Below are 16240 nucleotides of genomic sequence, written 5' to 3'. Positions count from 1 at the left end.
AATTACTTATTCTGGCTAGTTCCTAATTCAATCACAAGAAAATAAAAAGTCTCATCAAATGACCAGATAACAATACCGCGGAACTTGCAGAAATAATTGGCGTAACCACACGTTCAATCGAAAGAAACATCCGAAATTTACAGCAAGAGGGTAAATAAAATTGGTTTTCGTTGTTATTTTTCTCTGCGTTCCTCTGCGGTTTTCCGAATCATCCAACAAAATAATAAAAAGTCTGCAGAAAAGGAAATAAACAATTATATCCTTGCAGTCATCAAGCAGTAAAAATAGAAGTGGTGGATCAAGATGACATCTAAACCAGGTAGAAACGATCCGTGCCCATGCGGTTCAGGACTAAAATACAAGCGTTGTTGTTTGAAAATAAAGAGGGCAGAAAATAATCCTGCAACTGCAAATACACAGAATCCAGTATCGGGGTTGCAACGTACAGGTATGCCATATCCGACGAATTTCAACGAGTACATAACAAAGCATGCTACTGAATTTGAAGCATTCAAGAAATCTTTTCTCAACAAAGGAGTAGACATTGATACCCTTATGGACCAGTTATGGACTCGCGACAAATTGAAAAAAATGAGTGCCAGCGACATAATCGCGAAATTAAGTACCATGAGCATTAACTTTGATATAAACCAATTCAAAAAACAGGTTGAAGGATATGTTTCTGCGAGCGATCTGGCTGAAGACCATTACTATGATGATATGGTCCTGGTAAATCGCCTGGACGAAGATTTCGTCTGGCTTGCAATACTTGAACTGTGGAACAGGATCATGCCAGATTGTTATAATCTGGAAATGATTGACGATAAGATGCAGGAAGGCTATGAATGCATTGAAAGAAGAGCTGTTGACGAAGCCATGGAAAAGTGGGACCATGCATGGAACATGATCAAGGACATAGTACCTTTGGATATTACGTCTGTCGAGGACGCTGATGAATTCATTCCTATGACACAATGCATCTTTAACTGGTGCCAGGATTTTAAGATGGAACTCCACAATGCAGGTCTTGGAAACAGTGCTTATTTCACAAAAAGAATACAATTTTGCCACGATTTTTGCCAGATCTTCCCTGATTCCAATAATTCAATTATACACAATATGCTAAGAGCCGAAGCCGAATCATATGATTCACTTGGGGATGTCACAACTGCTGACAGGCTCTTCAAGGAACTGATCGAAAGATTTCCATATAATGTCTGAGGATATATCGGCTGGGGGGACATGTATGCTTTTAAACTTGGTGTGTTAAAAGATCATGAAAAAGCTCGAGAGATATACAATCGTGCATTTTTGGAATGCGATTGTGAAATAGATGTAGTCGTGGATAGATTAGCAAGTCTTGAAAAGGATATTGGTGAACTTCTGTAAAATAACCGGTATGCCTGAGATCGGGACAGATTTTGATAACAAAGTCATTTTTTGTATTGTATATAATATCATCGAGGTTATTTTTAGAATCCTCGGATTCAGGAAAAAAAGCGCCGAGAGGGAGATTCGAACTCCCGAGGGGAACCAAGCCCCACAAGCTTTCCAGGCTTGCGCCCTACCGCTAGACTATCTCGGCAATTTAGTCGACTGAAAAGATCAGTCCTTTATTTTTTTTCTGATTTTGTTATCCAGCCCTTGGGATATGTACCTTCAAGCATCAGCACCCGCCTGGTTGCAGCTACAATACCGGTCTCATCCTTGAGTATGGTATCGGTATCCATCCCGGCTTTTGCAAGGGCAACTGCTTCTCCTTTCAGGGACATGACAAGCACATTGTCGCCAGCCTCTATCCCGGTATCCACCTTCACCACACCGGGTGCGGCCAGGCTTGCACCGTGGCAGATGGCATCAACGGCACTGTCACGGATAATGATCCTGGGCATATGCACCAGTCCCATTTCCATAGGCTGTATCACGCGCCTAAGTTCGCTCTCGTCACCTGTCTCCTGATACATCACCATGGCATCCTTCAGATCGAACAGCGTGATCAAGCTGTCATCTTCCCTGAAAGGACCTGCTCTGGTGCGCCTCAACTCCTTCATCTGGGCGCCTGTTCCCAGTGCTTCGCCCATATCATGGCAAAGCTTCCTGATATAGGTTCCGGCCTCACAGCCCACTCTCATCAGCACATCAGTACCATGGATCTCCACTATATCATTGTAATAGATATTGCGTATCCTCAGGTCGCGCCGAACTGCTGATTTTACGGGCGGTTTCTGGTAGATCGGGCCGGTAAATTCCCGGGCACATCGCTGGATATAGGTCTTCTTTACGGTGGAGTGTAATTTCATTAAACATATATATTCTTTACCCGCTTTTACAAGCGCGCCAACTGATTTTGTGGCATTCCCAAGCATAATGGGCAATAGTCCTGTGACCTTGGGGTCCAGGGTTCCACTGTGGCCGGCTTTGGGAAGATCCAGGATCTTCTTGACCCATGACACAACCTCATGGCTGGTAGGACCAGCCGGCTTATCAAGATTTATTACACCAAATTTAATGTGTTCCATGATGGGGCGGCGCTCAGGCAAGCAGCCGTAGGCCAGATCTGTAACATCCTCGGTTTTTTCCTTAAGCTCTCTCACAGTATCTGAAGGTAATGTGTATTCCAATCTAACCCCTCTGTCTTTTTTCCTTCATTAACTCAATAGCAGTAATAGCGATCTTTGCAGTTGCTTCCGGGTCCCATACACTGGACTCCATCACCAGGTCATAAGGGGTCAGATCGGCTATATCGATATTATAATAATCTTTATACCGCTTAGCTTCACTCTGCTGCCTGATCATGGTCTCATGCATGGCCTGCTTAAAAGAGATCTCCTCTCTTTGGGAGATGCGCCTTGCTCTAACTTCCACATCGGTCTTAAGCATTATCTTAAGGTCAGCCTCAATGAACCAGCCTGAAAGCCTGCCTTCAAACAAAAAATCTCCGGAATGTTTTGAAAGTTCCATCTGCCGTTTGTCGATCGCTTTGTCGATGACAGGGTCAGATTCTGCGATCTTCCCGAACTCCTCCAGACCAACACCCCTTTCCTCTGCCATAGCCCTGAATACATCTCCCGAGGATATCAGGGTCAATCTGAAGTGATCAGCTACGGTTTTTGAAAGTGTACTCTTTCCACTGCCTGGTGGACCGCTGACAGTGATTATCATAATTCAAACGCCGCCGATGTTCAGACTCTTGCGTATGATCTGGCTGATAGGCAGACTGCAAATGAAATACCAGTATATCCAGTACTGGATAGGACCCAGTGCAAATTGTGTAAGCTGCTTCTCACCCCAGAACGGAAATACCATGATAGGAATTTGGGATGGGTCTGAGTGCTGACTGATAAAAAGATACGCCCACATGAATAGCGGCAGTGATATGATACTGATAAATGCCATTGGCTTGAACTGCTGTTTGCTCATCTTCATCTGGTCTTCCATCATGACTGACCGCTGTGCTTCCAGTTTCTTGACCTTGGCCTGGTTGTCAGCAAGCTGGGCTTCCCTGAACTCTTTCTGGAATCCTTTCATCTGGTCCTGGACCCTGTGCATTAGATCCCAGTCCATGGTATATTTCTGGATCAGTGATGCATACAATCCGGTAATGGCTGCCATGACAAAGAGCATGATATGGAAAGGCAGAATACGGGGAAGTGGTCCAAGAAGTATTTCTACAAACTCCCCAACCTGTAATCTGAATGATTGACCAAGCACCATTATCCCTATGATCATGCCGAATCCGAGGGCAAGTGCCGCTTTTTCCAGTATATCCTTCCAATTGGAGTTTGCCATTTTTTTTTTCCTACCCAGTTATGTTATCTACTACTGCAGTGATCTCCTGGAAGATATCCTCAATACTGCCGGTACCATTAACAGTCTGGAGCAATTGTCTTTCAGAATAAAAATCAATCAGGGGATGTGTCTGTTTGTAATAAGCCTTAAGCCTTGTTTTCACAGCAGATTCGGTATCATCGTCCCGCTGGTACAACTCACCTCCACAAATATCACATAGCCCTTCTTTTTTCGGTAGGTTGAACTTTACGTGATAACTGGCACCACATCTGCACATTCTCCGTCCTGCCAGTCTGGCCACCAGTTCGTTGTCGTTAACCTCGATATCAATTACTCCATCAAGCCCTTTCCCCAGATCTTCAATGATAATCTCCAGCGCCTCTGCTTGTGGAATAGTCCTGGGAAATCCGTCCAGAAGATATCCAACTTCTGTATCTGGCTTTGATAGTCTTTCCTTAATAATATCTATTAGCAAACTATCGGGTACAAGTTCACCCCTGTCCATGTATTGTTTTGCCTTTAGTCCCAGTTGGGTCCCGTATTGCAGGTTCTCCCTGAGGATATCACCCGTGGATATGTGGGGTATATGATATTTATCTGCCAGCATCTTGGCCTGGGTACCTTTCCCGGCACCAGGCGCTCCTAATAAAACCAGGTTTACCATTCAGGTCCCTCCAAGGAACTGCCTCATCATTGGGTGCATCTCCATCATCTGCTCGCTTGCCAGGTCTTCATATAATCGATATACAATACTCACAGCCAATAAGAGACCCGTACCTCCTGCACCTCCAAGCGTACCCATAAGACTGGCCACTAAGGTCAAAAGACCAATAAATGCACCGCCAATGATCGTAACTCTGGGGATGTACCGCTTCATGACCTTTTCAATACTATCGATATTCCTTCTAAATCCTGGTATCTGCATACCTGAATTGTGTATCTTTTGGGCCGTGTTCTTTGCATTCATACCTGTGGTCTCTACCCAGAACAGTGCAAATAGGATACCGCCAAATATCAACATAAACGCATCAACAAAAACATGTAGTCCGATCTGCCAGATAGCAGGTGTGGTTACTGGTACAAAACCGGTAGTATTTGCATACTGGGTATTGAGTTCACCAAAATTTTGGGAAACAAGGCTGGGGATCCAATCCCTGGGACTATTAAGGGGGGCAAGATAATACATCAAGCCGCTTGTTGCGGTATTGCCCGTGAATCCTCCTAAAAACGTTACACCTTTACTATATAACAACAAACCCACCATCTGGATGTTGGCCTGCAGTGCCCTTACCAGGATCATGGGCAGTACACTTGCATATATGAGCTTTACAGGGAATCTTCCCCTTGCACCCCTTACAGCACTGTGCGCCAACGGGATCTCGATCCGGGTTGATTCCACGTACACCACACCAAGGAATATTATCACAGTGGTGATAAGTGCAAGGATGCCACCATCTATAAACACGTTCTGAAAAATGTTACCTGAAAAAATATTACCCAATCCAATATCTGTGGTAAAATACAGCCATTTGGGCAGCACACCCACAGGAGCACTACCAGGACCACCAGGGCGGCTGATGCTGAACAGGCCGGTCACAATAGACTGGGCAACGCCTGCAACAATGAACAATCCCACACCAGAGCCGATACCCCACTTGGATACCACCTCATCCATGAACAGGACAAGGGTTCCGCCTATGAATATTTGAATAAATATAATTAGAATTACCAGATCCAATCCTCCAGCCATTGAGAGATTGAAATCATTTGCCAACACTGTGGCCAGACCTGTATCTGGTTTGATAAATCCGCCTATTATCTGGGGCAGCCCTTCCAGTACTATCATTACAAAGACCAATAGTTTCTGGGCACCCTGGAAGATAGCCTGATCCTGAGGATTGCTCATATCCATCTTTATAACATCGGCACCCACCAACAACTGCAGCACAATGGACGCGGTAACTATGGGGCCTATACCTAACAGCATTAGTGAGCCAGAAGCCCCTGCAAAGAATGCCCTGTACTGCTCGAAAAGATCCACTGATTCTGGTGACATGCCAAAAAGAGGAACATTAGAAAGAGCAAAATACATCAGCAGTATCCCTACTGTCCACCCCAGCTTCTTTTTGAAATGAACATGCCCTTCAGGTCTCGATACAGCGGGAAGTTGTCTTAAAAATGGTTCGATGGTGTCCTTAAAAGTCATCAAATGCACCTGATATTATAACCTGTAATAAAGTAATAAATAGAAAAACAATAATTTAACCTTATTGTTTTCTATCTATTGATTTTTATTTATTTATTATGATTGATCGACATCTTCTTCAACATCGGATGCTGGAATGTCAGCATCTGCAACTTCCATTTCGGGAGCCTGGAATTCTATAACTTTCCCACCGGCTTCCTCGATCTTATACTCTGCCTTTGCACTGCATTTAGAGACCGTAATAACCATGGGTTTAGTAATTGTCCCGTTACCCAACACTTTGTCAATAGGATATTCAAGATCTATCAGATTTATATGGAACACATCACCATTTTTTTGAGCTAACCCTTCCACAACCAGCTGCTGTACCAGTTCATCCAGTTCACCCACATTCACAATGGACTCATATGAGATCGACTTCTGGGGCCGTTTGAACCCGTGTTTACCATAGGCTATCCCTTGCATATAATTGCGCACAAAATGGTGTTTACATCCGCCAGCCTTACCCCGACCACCGCGACTGCCTCCACCTCTTCTATTCTTAGAGGTACCGCCACCGCATGTCCTGGAACCTCTGAATTTGGTCACGTTCTTCTTCATTTTATTCACCTCATCTTGTTGAGAAGGTCGTTAATACCGTCACCATGGAATCCCAATTCTCCACCCTGAGGCACAGTTTTCTTGATACCTTTATGGCCCTTTCTGGGCGGATGAAGTCTGAACAACGGTTTCAATCCAGGTACATCCCTCATAGATACTTCACCTGCATAGATGGCCTGTGCTAAAGCATCGATACTGTCATAAGATGAATGATCTTTCAAATATTCATCAGATAATTTGACACCACCTTCCAGTTCGCCTCTGTTGTGTAATAACTGGGCCAGTGCTTCCTGGGAAATATTACCCCATGCCACATAATCCTTCACTTTCTGGATCATGCCTTTGGTATGGGGATTCTCGTTCAACACTACACAGTGATTATTCCTGTTTAGCCTGAGCATATTCAGGGTATCTTTGATCTCGGGCCTGGTATTAACCGTACTTCGAATCCGTATTGCTGTATACATTATACTGCCTCCAATGTACGGATTACAGTTGTTTTCTTCAATGCTTCAAAGGTGGCTTTGGCGAAATTCAGGGTAGTTCTGGTCTGACCTTCGGTCCTTGTCCAAACGTCCTTGATCCCGGCCATCTGCATCACAGTCTTAGCTGTGCTGCCTGAAGCCAGTCCCAGGCCGCGGGGTGCAGGTTTCAGAATGACCTTGACACTGCCCATCTTTCCGACCACTTCAAATGGTACAGTATGTTCGGTCCCGCATCCGCATTCCCAGGAACCGCAGCCTCTTTTAATAGAAGCAATATTGATCTTGGCCGTGTCAATGGCTTTCCTGATGGCAGGGCCCACCTGGACATCCTTACCCTGGCCTATTCCAATAAACCCGTCCTCATTACCCACCACTACTGTGGCTCTGAATTTCACGCGCCTTCCTGAGTCGGTCATTCTCTGGACCATATTAATATCAAGTACTTCTTCCTTAAGTTCAGGAAGCAGTTGGTCCACGAGTTGATATTCCTTAATTGGCAGTCCCGACTTCAGGGCTTCCTCCATTGAGGTCACCTGTCCTTCCTTAACCAGGTTTCCTAATCTGGTTTTAGGGATCCATTCTGATTCATAATTATATGCCATACTTTAGTCCTCCCCGAATTCTTCATTAATCTTAGTCTGGGTTTGTTCGAACATGGAAGGAATGTCGGTACCTGTATATTCCTTGTTATCTTCGCCATTTATTCTGGAATCTTCAGGGAATATCTCGGGGTCATGGGGTACATCAAGTCCTGAATCCACTATACCTTTCAATGCGGCATACACCCTGCAGCCCTTTGATGAGACCTGCAGTCCCATGTCCAAAATGGCATTGTCAAAACCTTCCTTCTGGGCCTTATATCCGAAAAGCAGTCCTGTGAGGTATGCTGCCGAAGTGTTTCCGGTAGGACCGGTATATCCGTATGTGGCAAGTTCACTGGAATCTGCATGGACCATTGTGATGTCACCCTCCGGTTTGGGTGTAACCATCTGGAGTCTCATATGCCGCAGGCTTTTCCGAGCTACGATCCGGGGGCGTTTTGATATTATCAGCTTAAGACGCTGATGATAATCGGTCTTTCCTTCTCTCCTGCGTCTGAACGGTACTTTATATCTTGGTCCGGTTGCCATGATTCAGTCCCCCCCATGTGTATGAGATTCGATATGTGCTTCCATGTGAGCTACGTTCCTATATTCTCCGCCTTTTGCTTTGCGGTACATTTTGCAATATGTTGATGTGTCAATTGTATTCTCGTCCTTTAGTTCGTGAAGCCGGCGCCTTAAAGCCCGGATCTTCTTCATCCAGAGCTGTTTCTTGGGATTACGGGCACCTTTTGCCCCTTTTCTCGAACCATGGCCCTTGCGGTGTCCATATGCCCTCTTGGCATCTAATTTGCGGGCTCTACCCCTGGACACACCAATTATTGGTCTTGCTTTGATCACACCTTTTTGTATAAGTTCCTTGATATCCTGACGGGTAATGGCTGTGGCAATTTCTTCTTCTGCTTCATGGTCCATCCATATACGATTGACACCAACATCCAGTACATGAGCTGCAATTACCCGCTGATTTTTAAGATCAGACATTTCACTCATCCCCTTTTTCAAGTGGTGGATTGACAATCTTCAATCCCAGGCTTCTGGCTTTCTTAACTATATCCAGTCGCTTACGCTGACCCACGGTCCTGGCAATGCGGATGGCCTGTTTATTGGGATTTACATTGTCCACGTCCTGAACCCTATTCAGAAGAACCTCTATGAAACCTGAAGGATGCAGACCCTTTACTGCTGTAGGACTTCCGTATCCTGGCCTTGCCATCTCACCCTTGCCAAGGATATACCGGCGCTTCTTGTTATGAAGTCCTTTGGGTTTTCTCCATGTGTCTTTTAGCCTCTTTTTCTTATGATAATCGGTCTGGACAAAATGAGGTTTCTTAAGTTTCTGCTTCTTCCTGACCTTCAGCAATCTAAGAGATTCCGGATCCATCTCAAGTTCTGCTGTTGGGACTTCAATGATCTCTTCATCAGTTTTATCTTCTGCTATAGTCACTGTTTCCGAGGAGACCAGATCCTTAATGCCCTTTGCCAGGGCTGGTGTAATCTCTTTTACCTCAGATAACTCTTCAACAGTTGCATCGGCTAACTCTTCAATTGATTCGTAACCTGCCTCATATAGGGCTTCGGCTTCTGATTCACCAACGCCTTTTAATGAAGTGAATTCTTTAATTATATCTTCTTTCATCATCATCACCTACGCTGTCGTCTTCTCCACGACGTATATGCCGTCCTGGAACACCCGAGGATCGAATCGTTTGATCTTGGTTGCCTGCTGGATATTTGCAGCGGTCTGGCCCACATATTCTTTATTGATACCAGATACTACTACCTCGTCTCCTTTGGCCACTACCTTTGTGTCACCCAATATCCTGGCTTTTCTCGGCTTTTTCTCACCAAGGAAATTTCCGATATTCAGATACTCTCCCTCTACCTTCAACTGGATCGGGAAGTGAGCGAATACTACTTTCATTTTATAGGTATAACCCTCAGTCACACCTTTTATCATATTATTGATATGTGATGACAGGGTACCCATCATAGCCTGCTGTTTTTTCCGGGGATTGGGCGAATCAACAATGACCTGGGTTCCCTCCTGGGTTATGATGATCCCGGGATACCACAGTTCTCTGACAGTGGCACCATTGGGACCGGTCACTGAAACATTGTTCCCGTCCATGACCACATTCACACCATCAGGAATTTCCAGGGTCTTTTTCAATTCTTTTACCATTTTTCACACCTCAGTACACGTAAGCCAGCAGTTGTCCGCCCGTGTTCATGCTTCTGGCATCATAATGAGAGGAAACACCTTTGGGTGTAGTAAGTATCAGTGCACCGAAATTCCGGGCCGGAAGATACCTCTTTTCAAATTTCTCAAAGTCCTTGTAGCCAACTGATGATCTGGGTTTAATAACACCGCATTTGTTGATCTTGCCTTTCAATTCTACTTTTATCATGCCCGACTTCCCGTCGTCTATGAACTCAAAGTTCCCGATATAGCCCAAATCCTGCATGATCTTCAGTACATTGCTGATCAGTTTTGAAGCGGGATGGATAACACAGTCGGGTTTGCCTGTACTCTCTGCATTCTTTATTGTGGAGAGTGCATCTGCCAGGGGATCTAATAATACCATTTTCCTTTACCTCACGAATATTTTGAGAATCCCATGTCCGGTGCAATCTCTCTAAAACATTGCCGACATAGATAGATTCCATATTTCCTTACCAGTCCCTGTTGGCGACCGCATCTGCGGCACTGATTGGCACCTCGACCGAACTTCTTCTCGATTTCAGTGGTTTCTTCGTTCATGCCACTACCTCCGCACCATATGATTCTTTAATAAAGGTCATTGCATCGTCCGGGGTCAATTTATGACGGGTTGGGATCTTGCTTTGTATGATCTTCCGCCTGCTGATCCTGTAACCTGGTCTGATCAGGGATACTGTCACGTCCATGCCAAAGATACCTATATTGGGATCATATTTCATTCCCGGAAAATCAGTATGTTCCTCAATTCCGAAATTGAAATTCCCGGTCCGGTCGAACTGGGATGCCTTCAACTGGTTCTCCACAATGCCAAGGCTGGTGCGTAGGAAATTCTCTGCCAGTTCACCCCGCAGGGTCACTTTGCACCCGATAGGTTCGCCTTTCTTAATGCTAAAGGTCTGCAGAGTACGTTTAGCTTTTGTTCTTACACTCTTCTGCTGGGCTATGGTTTGCAGGATATCTTCTGCATTATTGAGCCTCTCACCGCTCTCGCCCACGCCAATATGGACCGTGACCTTATCGATTTTCGGCGTCCTCATAACATTATCTTTACTCATGGACAGCACCTCCCAGGTTGATCTCTGGTTTATCAGTGCCCACAACGAACACGTAATCCTCAATGGTCTCGAAATCGGTACCGTCTTCTTTGGTCAGTACTACCATATTGTGCCTGCTGCTGCGTACCTTTTTGATCTCTTTGATATTGGCCAGTTCCCCGGAATGGGTGCCGCCAGTGACCACAGCCAGGTTCCCTGGTTCATATTTGATATGTTTGTGGATGGTCTTGCCAGGTATATCAAGAATAACAATGTCGTTTGACTTGTACTCATTACTAGCCAAGATATTAGTACCATCATGGAGGTTAAGCTGGAACCTGCCGCCTTTTATTACTGATTTATTAAGGATTTTGCAGGGTTTCTTGGGATCTGCAACATCCAGTTCATTGACCATCAGCCGACCCCTGGGATTAAGGAGAACCCGGTAACTTATCCGGAGCTTTGGGAACTGCACCACGTCAAATATCCCTACAGGGAACTTATGGTCCTTTCTGACTATGCCGTCAACCAGCACATTGCCTTCGTTCAGGACCCGCTTTGCCTCCCTCAGATTATCGGTCAGTTTCAATATGTCCCTGATAAGCACTCCCAGCGGGATCGAATTATCATGGGAATGTGGACCTGGATTGGGTTTGGTCACCCATATATTAGTCTTCTTTGAAATGGGCCAACTTTTTGGAGCTGCTACTCTTTTTTGATGTCTGCTCACTCTTGTTCGCCTCCTCTTGATAGTGTATTCTCTCGTATCTTGTCTTTGAGTTCTAATTTTGTGATCATTACATTGGATGGGTATATGGGTCTTGGAACTTCAGTTCCATCTGCTTTTGGGACACTTACACCCTCGACTACTATGATGCCGTGTTTCAGATCCACAAGTTCGACTTTACCCTCAGTGCCCGTATGATCGCCACGCATTACCATTACAGTATCATCCACTTTTACTGGTAAGTTTCGCTTGTTATATTTGTCTTTCAACTCAGGACTCAGTGGGGCACTCATCAATTTCTGGCGCTGATGCAGCGATGCATTGTAGCGTGCTTTTCTCTGTTTTCTTGGTTGTTTGGATTTAATCTTCATCGCTACACACCTCAAACAATAATTGAAGCCGCTGAAGCTATCTTGCTGAACCGCTCTGCTGCTTCTCTTGCCACCGGGCCTTTGATCTCAGTACCTTTAGGAACGCCGGAATCATCAGTGATCACTACAGCATTATCCTCAAATGAAACTCTCAGACCATCAGGGCGCTTGAATTCTTTTTTCTGCCGCACTACAACTGCTTTTAGAATCTGCTTTCTCATCTCTGGCGTGCCTTTTTTCACACTTACCACGCACATATCGCCGATCCCTGCCTTAGGCATCCTGTTCTTGACACCTCTGTACTGCTTCACAGATATGATCTCCACCTGCCTGGCACCGGTATTGTCTACACAATCCAGCTTGGCACCAGCATTTAAAGAGCGGGGTATGTTAGCTTTTATCCCTATCATTTTGCCACCTCGATCACTACAAAGGTCTTGGTCTTGCTAAGTGGCCTGCATTCGGCAACCTTGACAATGTCTCCTTCAACAGCATTAATACAAGGCGGGTTATGAACACGCATTTTTGACTGCCGCTTCTCGTATCGCTCGTATTTTGTGATTAATTTCTCGGAGGTGCGCTTGACAACTACTGTCTGTTCCATTTTGCTGCTGACCACAGAACCAGTGAAAACCTGTCCTCTGACCGACAGAGTGCCATGGAACGGACAATTAATGTCATTACACTCTGTTTCAGGTGCCTTAACGTCCAACCCAATATCTCGCGTCATCTTAATTTCCTCATTATTTTATAATATTTATTATCGATTTATTCGTCTTCTAATGCTTTTTTTGAACTTAGTCTGGATACGATTTTCGGGTTGTGAGTGCAATAACGATCCATCGACTTTGACCCGCATATGTTGATCAGGCAGGTAACGTCTACCTGATGGGGCGGGTATTGTGAATATGAAGTGTGTGTGGATTTTAGGCAGGATCTTTACCTGACCGCTGTCCACTTCGATCTTCAGAGTATTTTTTGTTTCGTCTATCACTTTTCCTTTAATTCCTATTTGAGTATTATTGGTGCTGTCTACCACCTCTACCTCGAGACCTATCAATTCGTGATGCATGAGGTTTTGTGGTGATATCTGCATTATTATCCTCCTTAATCACCGAGCTCCTTCTGGATAGTCTTTATCCTGGCTATGGTTCGGCGTATCTCTCCGATGCGGCCCGGGTTTTCAGGGGCACCTCCGGCCGATGCTATGGCACGCTCCCTGATAAGCTCATTACCGAGCGTTTCCAGTTCATCCAGCCTTTCCTCATTGCTCATGTTCCTGATCTCGTCTACTCGCAGGATGGCCATATCTATTCCTCTCCTTTGAGTTTGTGAACTCTTGAGGCTGGGTGCCAGTAATCATAACCTTCATGCTTGTGTTCTTCTTCACCATTGTGGATACGGGCTTCTTCAATCGAAACGGCATTTGGTTCAGAACTTGATTCTGATGGAGTGTCTTCTTCAGCAGGTTTTACAGCCGCTGGATGAGGTGTGGACATTGGATGCCAGTCCAGATCATCATGCCTGTGTTCCCAGGCACTACCAACCTGTCTGATATTCTTCATAGCAGGCTTTTTCTCAGGAGCTTTTTCCAGCACATGCTTGATGCCTTTCTTAGGTGCTTCAACTTCAGATGCTTCGGGAGCTTCTTCCATGAGCATATGGAACTTGCCCGGGAGTTCGGTACCAGGGGGTACAATGCGTACACTGCATCCGAGGGTTCCCAGCTTCTTGACTGCTGTGGCAAACCCTTTATCCACAAGTTCTATTGCTGGCTGACCTGCGTGTTTAATGTAACCGTCCACCATCTTGGAGACTCTTGATCTGGGTCCTGTCAGCTTTCCTGAAATAATGATCTCGCAGCCTAATGCTCCACAATCCATGATCCTGCGCAACATATTATGACCTGCCTTTCTGAAATACCAGCCTCTCTCAAGCGAGCTTGCAAGACGATTAGCCATCATCTGGGCATTTAGTTCAGGTACTTTAACTTCCTGCACATCGATCTGAGGATTATCCACATTATATATATAAGCCATATCCCGGGTTAGTTTATGTATGACCTTGCCGCCCTTTCCAATAACCATACCTGGTTTTTCAGCCTGTAATGTAATCTGGGTGCCCATTGGTGTGCGGTTCATGATCATTCCGCCATATCCTGCACGCTCAAGCTGCTTGGTAAAGTATTCGTTGATCATTGCCTTGTTTAGTCCTTCCTTAACGAATTTTCTCTCGACGCCCATGTTTACTGCACCTCCTCAAGGATCATTTCTATATTGACTGTCTCTGTATTCTTTGGTGAAGAACTACCTCTTGCTCTGGGCATAAATCCCTTAATGACCCGGCCCTTCTGGCGAGCTATCTGGATTATCTTCAACCGCTCGGTATCCAGTCCTTTATACTCGCCATTGGCTTTGGCATTTTCCAATATCTTAATGAATTCTTTTGCAGCTTTCTGGGGATACCTGCCTGCTGCCATTGGGCCTTTGCGGTGTCCCATACTATCATTATGCCGCTTGAAAGGAACTGCCTGTTTCAATGCTACCACATTTTTCAGGTAATTTTCTGCCTGGTCTACCTTCATACCTTTTAAAACCCTGCAGATTTCCCTGGATTGTCTTGGGGAGATATGGAGTTCATGACCCATAGCCTTGCATGAGGTTTCAGGGTCTGTCTGTTTTGAATATTGAATTCTTGACATCTACTTTTCCTCCATTACTTGAGTGGCACGAACTTACTGGACTTGGTAGCCCCTACACCGGCCGAGCCGTGTGCAACTCGCCTTCTTGTCAGTGAGTATTCTCCAAAGTAATGTCCAAGCATCTCAGGAATCACTTCGACCTTCTCAAACTGCTTACCATTGTGTATCTCCAGATTAAGACCCACCATTTCAGGCATTATTATCATGTCCCTAACATGGGTTTTTATGGTGGTGTCACCATTTTTGATATTCTGTAATATTTTTTTATGTTTATCACCAAGGCCGCGCTTCATGGTCCTGCGTTGTCTGGCAGGCACAAGTTCGGTAAACTCTTCCAGGCTCAGCTTTTTGAGCTCTTCAAGAGTCTTTCCCCGGTAGGTAAACTCGCCTTTTCGCTTTGGTAATTTTGATGTTATTTTTTTAGCCATTATCTTTTCACTCCTGTTCTTCTTGCCGCGATAGAACCTACCTTTCGACCCGGCGGAGCATTTCTACCTACAGTCTTGGGTCTTCCCGGATGCTGCCAGCCGCCGCCTCCGAACGGATGGTCTACAGCGTTCATTGCAACCCCTCGCACCCTGGGATACTTTGCAGCTCGTGTTTTGAGTTTATGATATTTCTTTCCAGCCTTGACAAAGGGTTTGTCTGTCCTGCCTGCTCCAGCTACCACACCGATTGTGGCCTTGCATTTTGGGCTTAACCATTTCATATCTCCACTTGGGAGCTGTACTACTGTCTTGTTAGCATCATGAGCTACAAGTACTGCGTAAACCCCGCTTGCCCTGGCAAATTGTCCGCCGTCCCCTGGAGTATTTTCAATATTGCATAACAATACACCTTCAGGGATCTCTTTTAATGGCAGTGTATTTCCCGGCTTGATCTCTGCAGAAATTCCGCATGCTATGTTCTGCCCCACTGAAATGCCTTCAGGTATTAGAATGAAACGTTCTTCATTATTATCCAGCTTTATTCGTGCAATTGGTGTAGCTCTTGCAGGATCATGGACTATCTCAATGACCTCTCCATATACAGTCTCATCCATATCCACTTTAATGTGTTTGAGTTCAGCTTTAAATTTGTGGGATGGTGCTCTATAGGTTGGTGAGCCTTTACCGCGATTTTGTGATGTGATTCTTTTTCCCATATTGTTTCACCTTCCCTAGAATATTCCAAGTTTAGATGCCAGTTCACTGGCGGTATTATCGCCTTCAAAGGTCACAATGGCCTTTTTCTTGCCTTTCATGGTAATCATGGTATTTACGCTGAATATCGGGATATTATACAGTTTCTCGATTTCCCTCTTAATCTGAGTCTTGGTTGCATTGATATCCACTATGAATTGCAGCGTGTTGTTCTCCTCGATGACATAGGTCGCCTTTTCTGTGACGAAGGGGTGCCTGATCATTGACATTTATACCACCTCGCCTAAGGTATGTATTGCAGACTCTGTCCAGATGGCAAGCCTGCCTGCGTGAGTGCCTGGTGCCAGCAGTTCTGCATT

The 16240-nt window shown here is 45.2% G+C and carries 29 protein-coding genes and 1 tRNA gene; 2 read left to right on the top strand and 28 right to left on the bottom strand.

Translation table 11 applies throughout. From position 1 onward, the window contains the following. Nucleotides 1–303: 303 nt before the first annotated feature. On the top strand, nucleotides 304–1221 hold the full coding sequence (locus tag IBX40_04990; GenBank protein MBE0523674.1) for an SEC-C domain-containing protein: 918 nt from the start codon (nucleotides 304–306) through the stop codon (nucleotides 1219–1221). 21 nt (nucleotides 1222–1242) lie between these two features. Continuing rightward, the gene (locus IBX40_04985) at nucleotides 1243–1389 is read left to right on the top strand and encodes a hypothetical protein (protein MBE0523673.1); all 147 of its coding nucleotides are present in this window, start codon (nucleotides 1243–1245) and stop codon (nucleotides 1387–1389) included. Nucleotides 1390–1500: 111 nt separating this feature from the next. Here the strand turns inward: IBX40_04985 and IBX40_04980 are convergent. The 28 genes from IBX40_04980 to rpl4lp form a co-directional block, all read right to left on the bottom strand. Beyond that, nucleotides 1501–1585: transfer RNA gene (locus tag IBX40_04980), tRNA-Ser, on the bottom strand. A gap of 28 nt (nucleotides 1586–1613) precedes the next feature. Further along, nucleotides 1614–2621, bottom strand: coding sequence for an RNA-guided pseudouridylation complex pseudouridine synthase subunit Cbf5 (locus IBX40_04975; protein ID MBE0523672.1), 1008 nt, complete (start codon nucleotides 2619–2621; stop codon nucleotides 1614–1616). A 1-nt stretch (nucleotide 2622) separates the two neighbouring features. Beyond that, the gene (locus tag IBX40_04970; protein ID MBE0523671.1) at nucleotides 2623–3162 is read right to left on the bottom strand and encodes an AAA family ATPase; all 540 of its coding nucleotides are present in this window, start codon (nucleotides 3160–3162) and stop codon (nucleotides 2623–2625) included. 3 nt (nucleotides 3163–3165) lie between these two features. After that, nucleotides 3166–3789 (bottom strand): DUF106 domain-containing protein, encoded by a 624-nt coding sequence (locus tag IBX40_04965; GenBank protein ID MBE0523670.1) that lies wholly within the window; start codon nucleotides 3787–3789, stop codon nucleotides 3166–3168. A 10-nt stretch (nucleotides 3790–3799) separates the two neighbouring features. Further along, nucleotides 3800–4453: an adenylate kinase gene (locus IBX40_04960; protein ID MBE0523669.1), complete on the bottom strand. Its 654-nt coding sequence runs from the start codon at nucleotides 4451–4453 to the stop codon at nucleotides 3800–3802. After that, entirely contained in the window at nucleotides 4454–5995 is a 1542-nt protein-coding gene (secY, locus tag IBX40_04955) for a preprotein translocase subunit SecY (protein ID MBE0523668.1), read from the bottom strand. 96 nt (nucleotides 5996–6091) lie between these two features. Beyond that, nucleotides 6092–6595 (bottom strand): 50S ribosomal protein L15, encoded by a 504-nt coding sequence (locus IBX40_04950; GenBank protein MBE0523667.1) that lies wholly within the window; start codon nucleotides 6593–6595, stop codon nucleotides 6092–6094. A 5-nt stretch (nucleotides 6596–6600) separates the two neighbouring features. Beyond that, nucleotides 6601–7062: a 50S ribosomal protein L30 gene (locus tag IBX40_04945; protein ID MBE0523666.1), complete on the bottom strand. Its 462-nt coding sequence runs from the start codon at nucleotides 7060–7062 to the stop codon at nucleotides 6601–6603. After that, nucleotides 7062–7682 carry a 30S ribosomal protein S5 gene (locus IBX40_04940; protein MBE0523665.1) on the bottom strand — a complete coding sequence of 207 codons (621 nt, stop codon included), beginning with the start codon at nucleotides 7680–7682 and terminating at the stop codon, nucleotides 7062–7064. Before IBX40_04940 ends, IBX40_04945 begins: the two co-directional genes overlap by 1 nt. Nucleotides 7683–7685: 3 nt before the next feature. After that, nucleotides 7686–8210, bottom strand: coding sequence for a 50S ribosomal protein L18 (locus IBX40_04935; protein MBE0523664.1), 525 nt, complete (start codon nucleotides 8208–8210; stop codon nucleotides 7686–7688). Nucleotides 8211–8213: 3 nt separating this feature from the next. After that, nucleotides 8214–8666, bottom strand: a complete 453-nt coding sequence (locus IBX40_04930; GenBank protein MBE0523663.1) for a 50S ribosomal protein L19e — start codon at nucleotides 8664–8666, stop codon at nucleotides 8214–8216. 1 nt (nucleotide 8667) lies between these two features. Next, nucleotides 8668–9321 (bottom strand): 50S ribosomal protein L32e, encoded by a 654-nt coding sequence (locus IBX40_04925; protein MBE0523662.1) that lies wholly within the window; start codon nucleotides 9319–9321, stop codon nucleotides 8668–8670. Nucleotides 9322–9330: 9 nt separating this feature from the next. Next, entirely contained in the window at nucleotides 9331–9867 is a 537-nt protein-coding gene (locus IBX40_04920; GenBank protein ID MBE0523661.1) for a 50S ribosomal protein L6, read from the bottom strand. A gap of 10 nt (nucleotides 9868–9877) precedes the next feature. After that, on the bottom strand, nucleotides 9878–10270 hold the full coding sequence (locus tag IBX40_04915) for a 30S ribosomal protein S8 (protein MBE0523660.1): 393 nt from the start codon (nucleotides 10268–10270) through the stop codon (nucleotides 9878–9880). Between the two features lie 11 nt (nucleotides 10271–10281). Beyond that, the gene (locus IBX40_04910) at nucleotides 10282–10446 is read right to left on the bottom strand and encodes a 30S ribosomal protein S14 (GenBank protein ID MBE0523659.1); all 165 of its coding nucleotides are present in this window, start codon (nucleotides 10444–10446) and stop codon (nucleotides 10282–10284) included. Further along, entirely contained in the window at nucleotides 10443–10961 is a 519-nt protein-coding gene (locus IBX40_04905; protein MBE0523658.1) for a 50S ribosomal protein L5, read from the bottom strand. The genes IBX40_04910 and IBX40_04905 overlap by 4 nt, the downstream gene beginning before the upstream one ends. Further along, nucleotides 10954–11670: a 30S ribosomal protein S4e gene (locus IBX40_04900; protein MBE0523657.1), complete on the bottom strand. Its 717-nt coding sequence runs from the start codon at nucleotides 11668–11670 to the stop codon at nucleotides 10954–10956. The genes IBX40_04905 and IBX40_04900 overlap by 8 nt, the downstream gene beginning before the upstream one ends. Beyond that, nucleotides 11667–12032 carry a 50S ribosomal protein L24 gene (locus IBX40_04895; protein MBE0523656.1) on the bottom strand — a complete coding sequence of 122 codons (366 nt, stop codon included), beginning with the start codon at nucleotides 12030–12032 and terminating at the stop codon, nucleotides 11667–11669. Before IBX40_04895 ends, IBX40_04900 begins: the two co-directional genes overlap by 4 nt. A 17-nt stretch (nucleotides 12033–12049) precedes the next feature. Further along, a complete protein-coding gene (locus IBX40_04890) occupies nucleotides 12050–12448 on the bottom strand; it encodes a 50S ribosomal protein L14 (GenBank protein ID MBE0523655.1) in 399 nt (132 codons plus the stop codon). Next, complete coding sequence (locus IBX40_04885; GenBank protein MBE0523654.1) at nucleotides 12445–12768, bottom strand: 30S ribosomal protein S17; 324 nt, start codon at nucleotides 12766–12768, stop codon at nucleotides 12445–12447. The genes IBX40_04890 and IBX40_04885 overlap by 4 nt, the downstream gene beginning before the upstream one ends. A gap of 30 nt (nucleotides 12769–12798) precedes the next feature. Beyond that, nucleotides 12799–13134 (bottom strand): ribonuclease P protein component 1, encoded by a 336-nt coding sequence (locus tag IBX40_04880; protein ID MBE0523653.1) that lies wholly within the window; start codon nucleotides 13132–13134, stop codon nucleotides 12799–12801. A gap of 11 nt (nucleotides 13135–13145) precedes the next feature. Further along, on the bottom strand, nucleotides 13146–13346 hold the full coding sequence (rpmC, locus tag IBX40_04875; protein MBE0523652.1) for a 50S ribosomal protein L29: 201 nt from the start codon (nucleotides 13344–13346) through the stop codon (nucleotides 13146–13148). Nucleotides 13347–13348: 2 nt separating this feature from the next. Next, nucleotides 13349–14281: a 30S ribosomal protein S3 gene (locus tag IBX40_04870; protein MBE0523651.1), complete on the bottom strand. Its 933-nt coding sequence runs from the start codon at nucleotides 14279–14281 to the stop codon at nucleotides 13349–13351. Nucleotides 14282–14283: 2 nt separating this feature from the next. Further along, entirely contained in the window at nucleotides 14284–14739 is a 456-nt protein-coding gene (locus IBX40_04865) for a 50S ribosomal protein L22 (GenBank protein ID MBE0523650.1), read from the bottom strand. A gap of 14 nt (nucleotides 14740–14753) precedes the next feature. Then, nucleotides 14754–15167, bottom strand: coding sequence for a 30S ribosomal protein S19 (locus IBX40_04860; GenBank protein ID MBE0523649.1), 414 nt, complete (start codon nucleotides 15165–15167; stop codon nucleotides 14754–14756). Further along, nucleotides 15167–15883 carry a 50S ribosomal protein L2 gene (locus tag IBX40_04855; GenBank protein ID MBE0523648.1) on the bottom strand — a complete coding sequence of 239 codons (717 nt, stop codon included), beginning with the start codon at nucleotides 15881–15883 and terminating at the stop codon, nucleotides 15167–15169. Before IBX40_04855 ends, IBX40_04860 begins: the two co-directional genes overlap by 1 nt. 15 nt (nucleotides 15884–15898) lie before the next feature. Further along, complete coding sequence (locus IBX40_04850; protein MBE0523647.1) at nucleotides 15899–16150, bottom strand: 50S ribosomal protein L23; 252 nt, start codon at nucleotides 16148–16150, stop codon at nucleotides 15899–15901. Then, on the bottom strand, nucleotides 16151–16240 hold a 90-nt coding region (gene rpl4lp / locus IBX40_04845), incomplete at its 5' end, for a 50S ribosomal protein L4 (protein ID MBE0523646.1).

It is taken from the genome of Methanosarcinales archaeon (assembly GCA_014859725.1).
Lineage (GTDB): Archaea > Halobacteriota > Methanosarcinia > Methanosarcinales > Methanocomedenaceae > Kmv04.
Note: the sequence above shows the minus strand (reverse complement) of the source record. Positions and strands in the feature narration are given on the sequence as shown.

Bases quoted from the DNA above. Each gene is read 5' to 3' on its own strand.
- IBX40_04990 (MBE0523674.1), top strand. From the start codon at position 304: ATGACATCTAAACCAGGTAGAAACGATCCGTGCCCATGCGGTTCAGGA.
- IBX40_04985 (MBE0523673.1), top strand. From the start codon at position 1,243: ATGTATGCTTTTAAACTTGGTGTGTTAAAAGATCATGAAAAAGCTCGA.
- IBX40_04970 (MBE0523671.1), bottom strand. From the start codon at position 3,162: ATGATAATCACTGTCAGCGGTCCACCAGGCAGTGGAAAGAGTACACTT.
- IBX40_04965 (MBE0523670.1), bottom strand. From the start codon at position 3,789: ATGGCAAACTCCAATTGGAAGGATATACTGGAAAAAGCGGCACTTGCC.
- IBX40_04960 (MBE0523669.1), bottom strand. From the start codon at position 4,453: ATGGTAAACCTGGTTTTATTAGGAGCGCCTGGTGCCGGGAAAGGTACC.
- secY (MBE0523668.1), bottom strand. From the start codon at position 5,995: ATGACTTTTAAGGACACCATCGAACCATTTTTAAGACAACTTCCCGCT.
- IBX40_04950 (MBE0523667.1), bottom strand. From the start codon at position 6,595: ATGAAGAAGAACGTGACCAAATTCAGAGGTTCCAGGACATGCGGTGGC.
- IBX40_04945 (MBE0523666.1), bottom strand. From the start codon at position 7,062: ATGTATACAGCAATACGGATTCGAAGTACGGTTAATACCAGGCCCGAG.
- IBX40_04940 (MBE0523665.1), bottom strand. From the start codon at position 7,682: ATGGCATATAATTATGAATCAGAATGGATCCCTAAAACCAGATTAGGA.
- IBX40_04935 (MBE0523664.1), bottom strand. From the start codon at position 8,210: ATGGCAACCGGACCAAGATATAAAGTACCGTTCAGACGCAGGAGAGAA.
- IBX40_04930 (MBE0523663.1), bottom strand. From the start codon at position 8,666: ATGTCTGATCTTAAAAATCAGCGGGTAATTGCAGCTCATGTACTGGAT.
- IBX40_04925 (MBE0523662.1), bottom strand. From the start codon at position 9,321: ATGAAAGAAGATATAATTAAAGAATTCACTTCATTAAAAGGCGTTGGT.
- IBX40_04920 (MBE0523661.1), bottom strand. From the start codon at position 9,867: ATGGTAAAAGAATTGAAAAAGACCCTGGAAATTCCTGATGGTGTGAAT.
- IBX40_04915 (MBE0523660.1), bottom strand. From the start codon at position 10,270: ATGGTATTATTAGATCCCCTGGCAGATGCACTCTCCACAATAAAGAAT.
- IBX40_04910 (MBE0523659.1), bottom strand. From the start codon at position 10,446: ATGAACGAAGAAACCACTGAAATCGAGAAGAAGTTCGGTCGAGGTGCC.
- IBX40_04905 (MBE0523658.1), bottom strand. From the start codon at position 10,961: ATGAGTAAAGATAATGTTATGAGGACGCCGAAAATCGATAAGGTCACG.
- IBX40_04890 (MBE0523655.1), bottom strand. From the start codon at position 12,448: ATGATAGGGATAAAAGCTAACATACCCCGCTCTTTAAATGCTGGTGCC.
- IBX40_04885 (MBE0523654.1), bottom strand. From the start codon at position 12,768: ATGACGCGAGATATTGGGTTGGACGTTAAGGCACCTGAAACAGAGTGT.
- IBX40_04880 (MBE0523653.1), bottom strand. From the start codon at position 13,134: ATGCAGATATCACCACAAAACCTCATGCATCACGAATTGATAGGTCTC.
- rpmC (MBE0523652.1), bottom strand. From the start codon at position 13,346: ATGGCCATCCTGCGAGTAGACGAGATCAGGAACATGAGCAATGAGGAA.
- IBX40_04870 (MBE0523651.1), bottom strand. From the start codon at position 14,281: ATGGGCGTCGAGAGAAAATTCGTTAAGGAAGGACTAAACAAGGCAATG.
- IBX40_04865 (MBE0523650.1), bottom strand. From the start codon at position 14,739: ATGTCAAGAATTCAATATTCAAAACAGACAGACCCTGAAACCTCATGC.
- IBX40_04860 (MBE0523649.1), bottom strand. From the start codon at position 15,167: ATGGCTAAAAAAATAACATCAAAATTACCAAAGCGAAAAGGCGAGTTT.
- IBX40_04855 (MBE0523648.1), bottom strand. From the start codon at position 15,883: ATGGGAAAAAGAATCACATCACAAAATCGCGGTAAAGGCTCACCAACC.
- IBX40_04850 (MBE0523647.1), bottom strand. From the start codon at position 16,150: ATGTCAATGATCAGGCACCCCTTCGTCACAGAAAAGGCGACCTATGTC.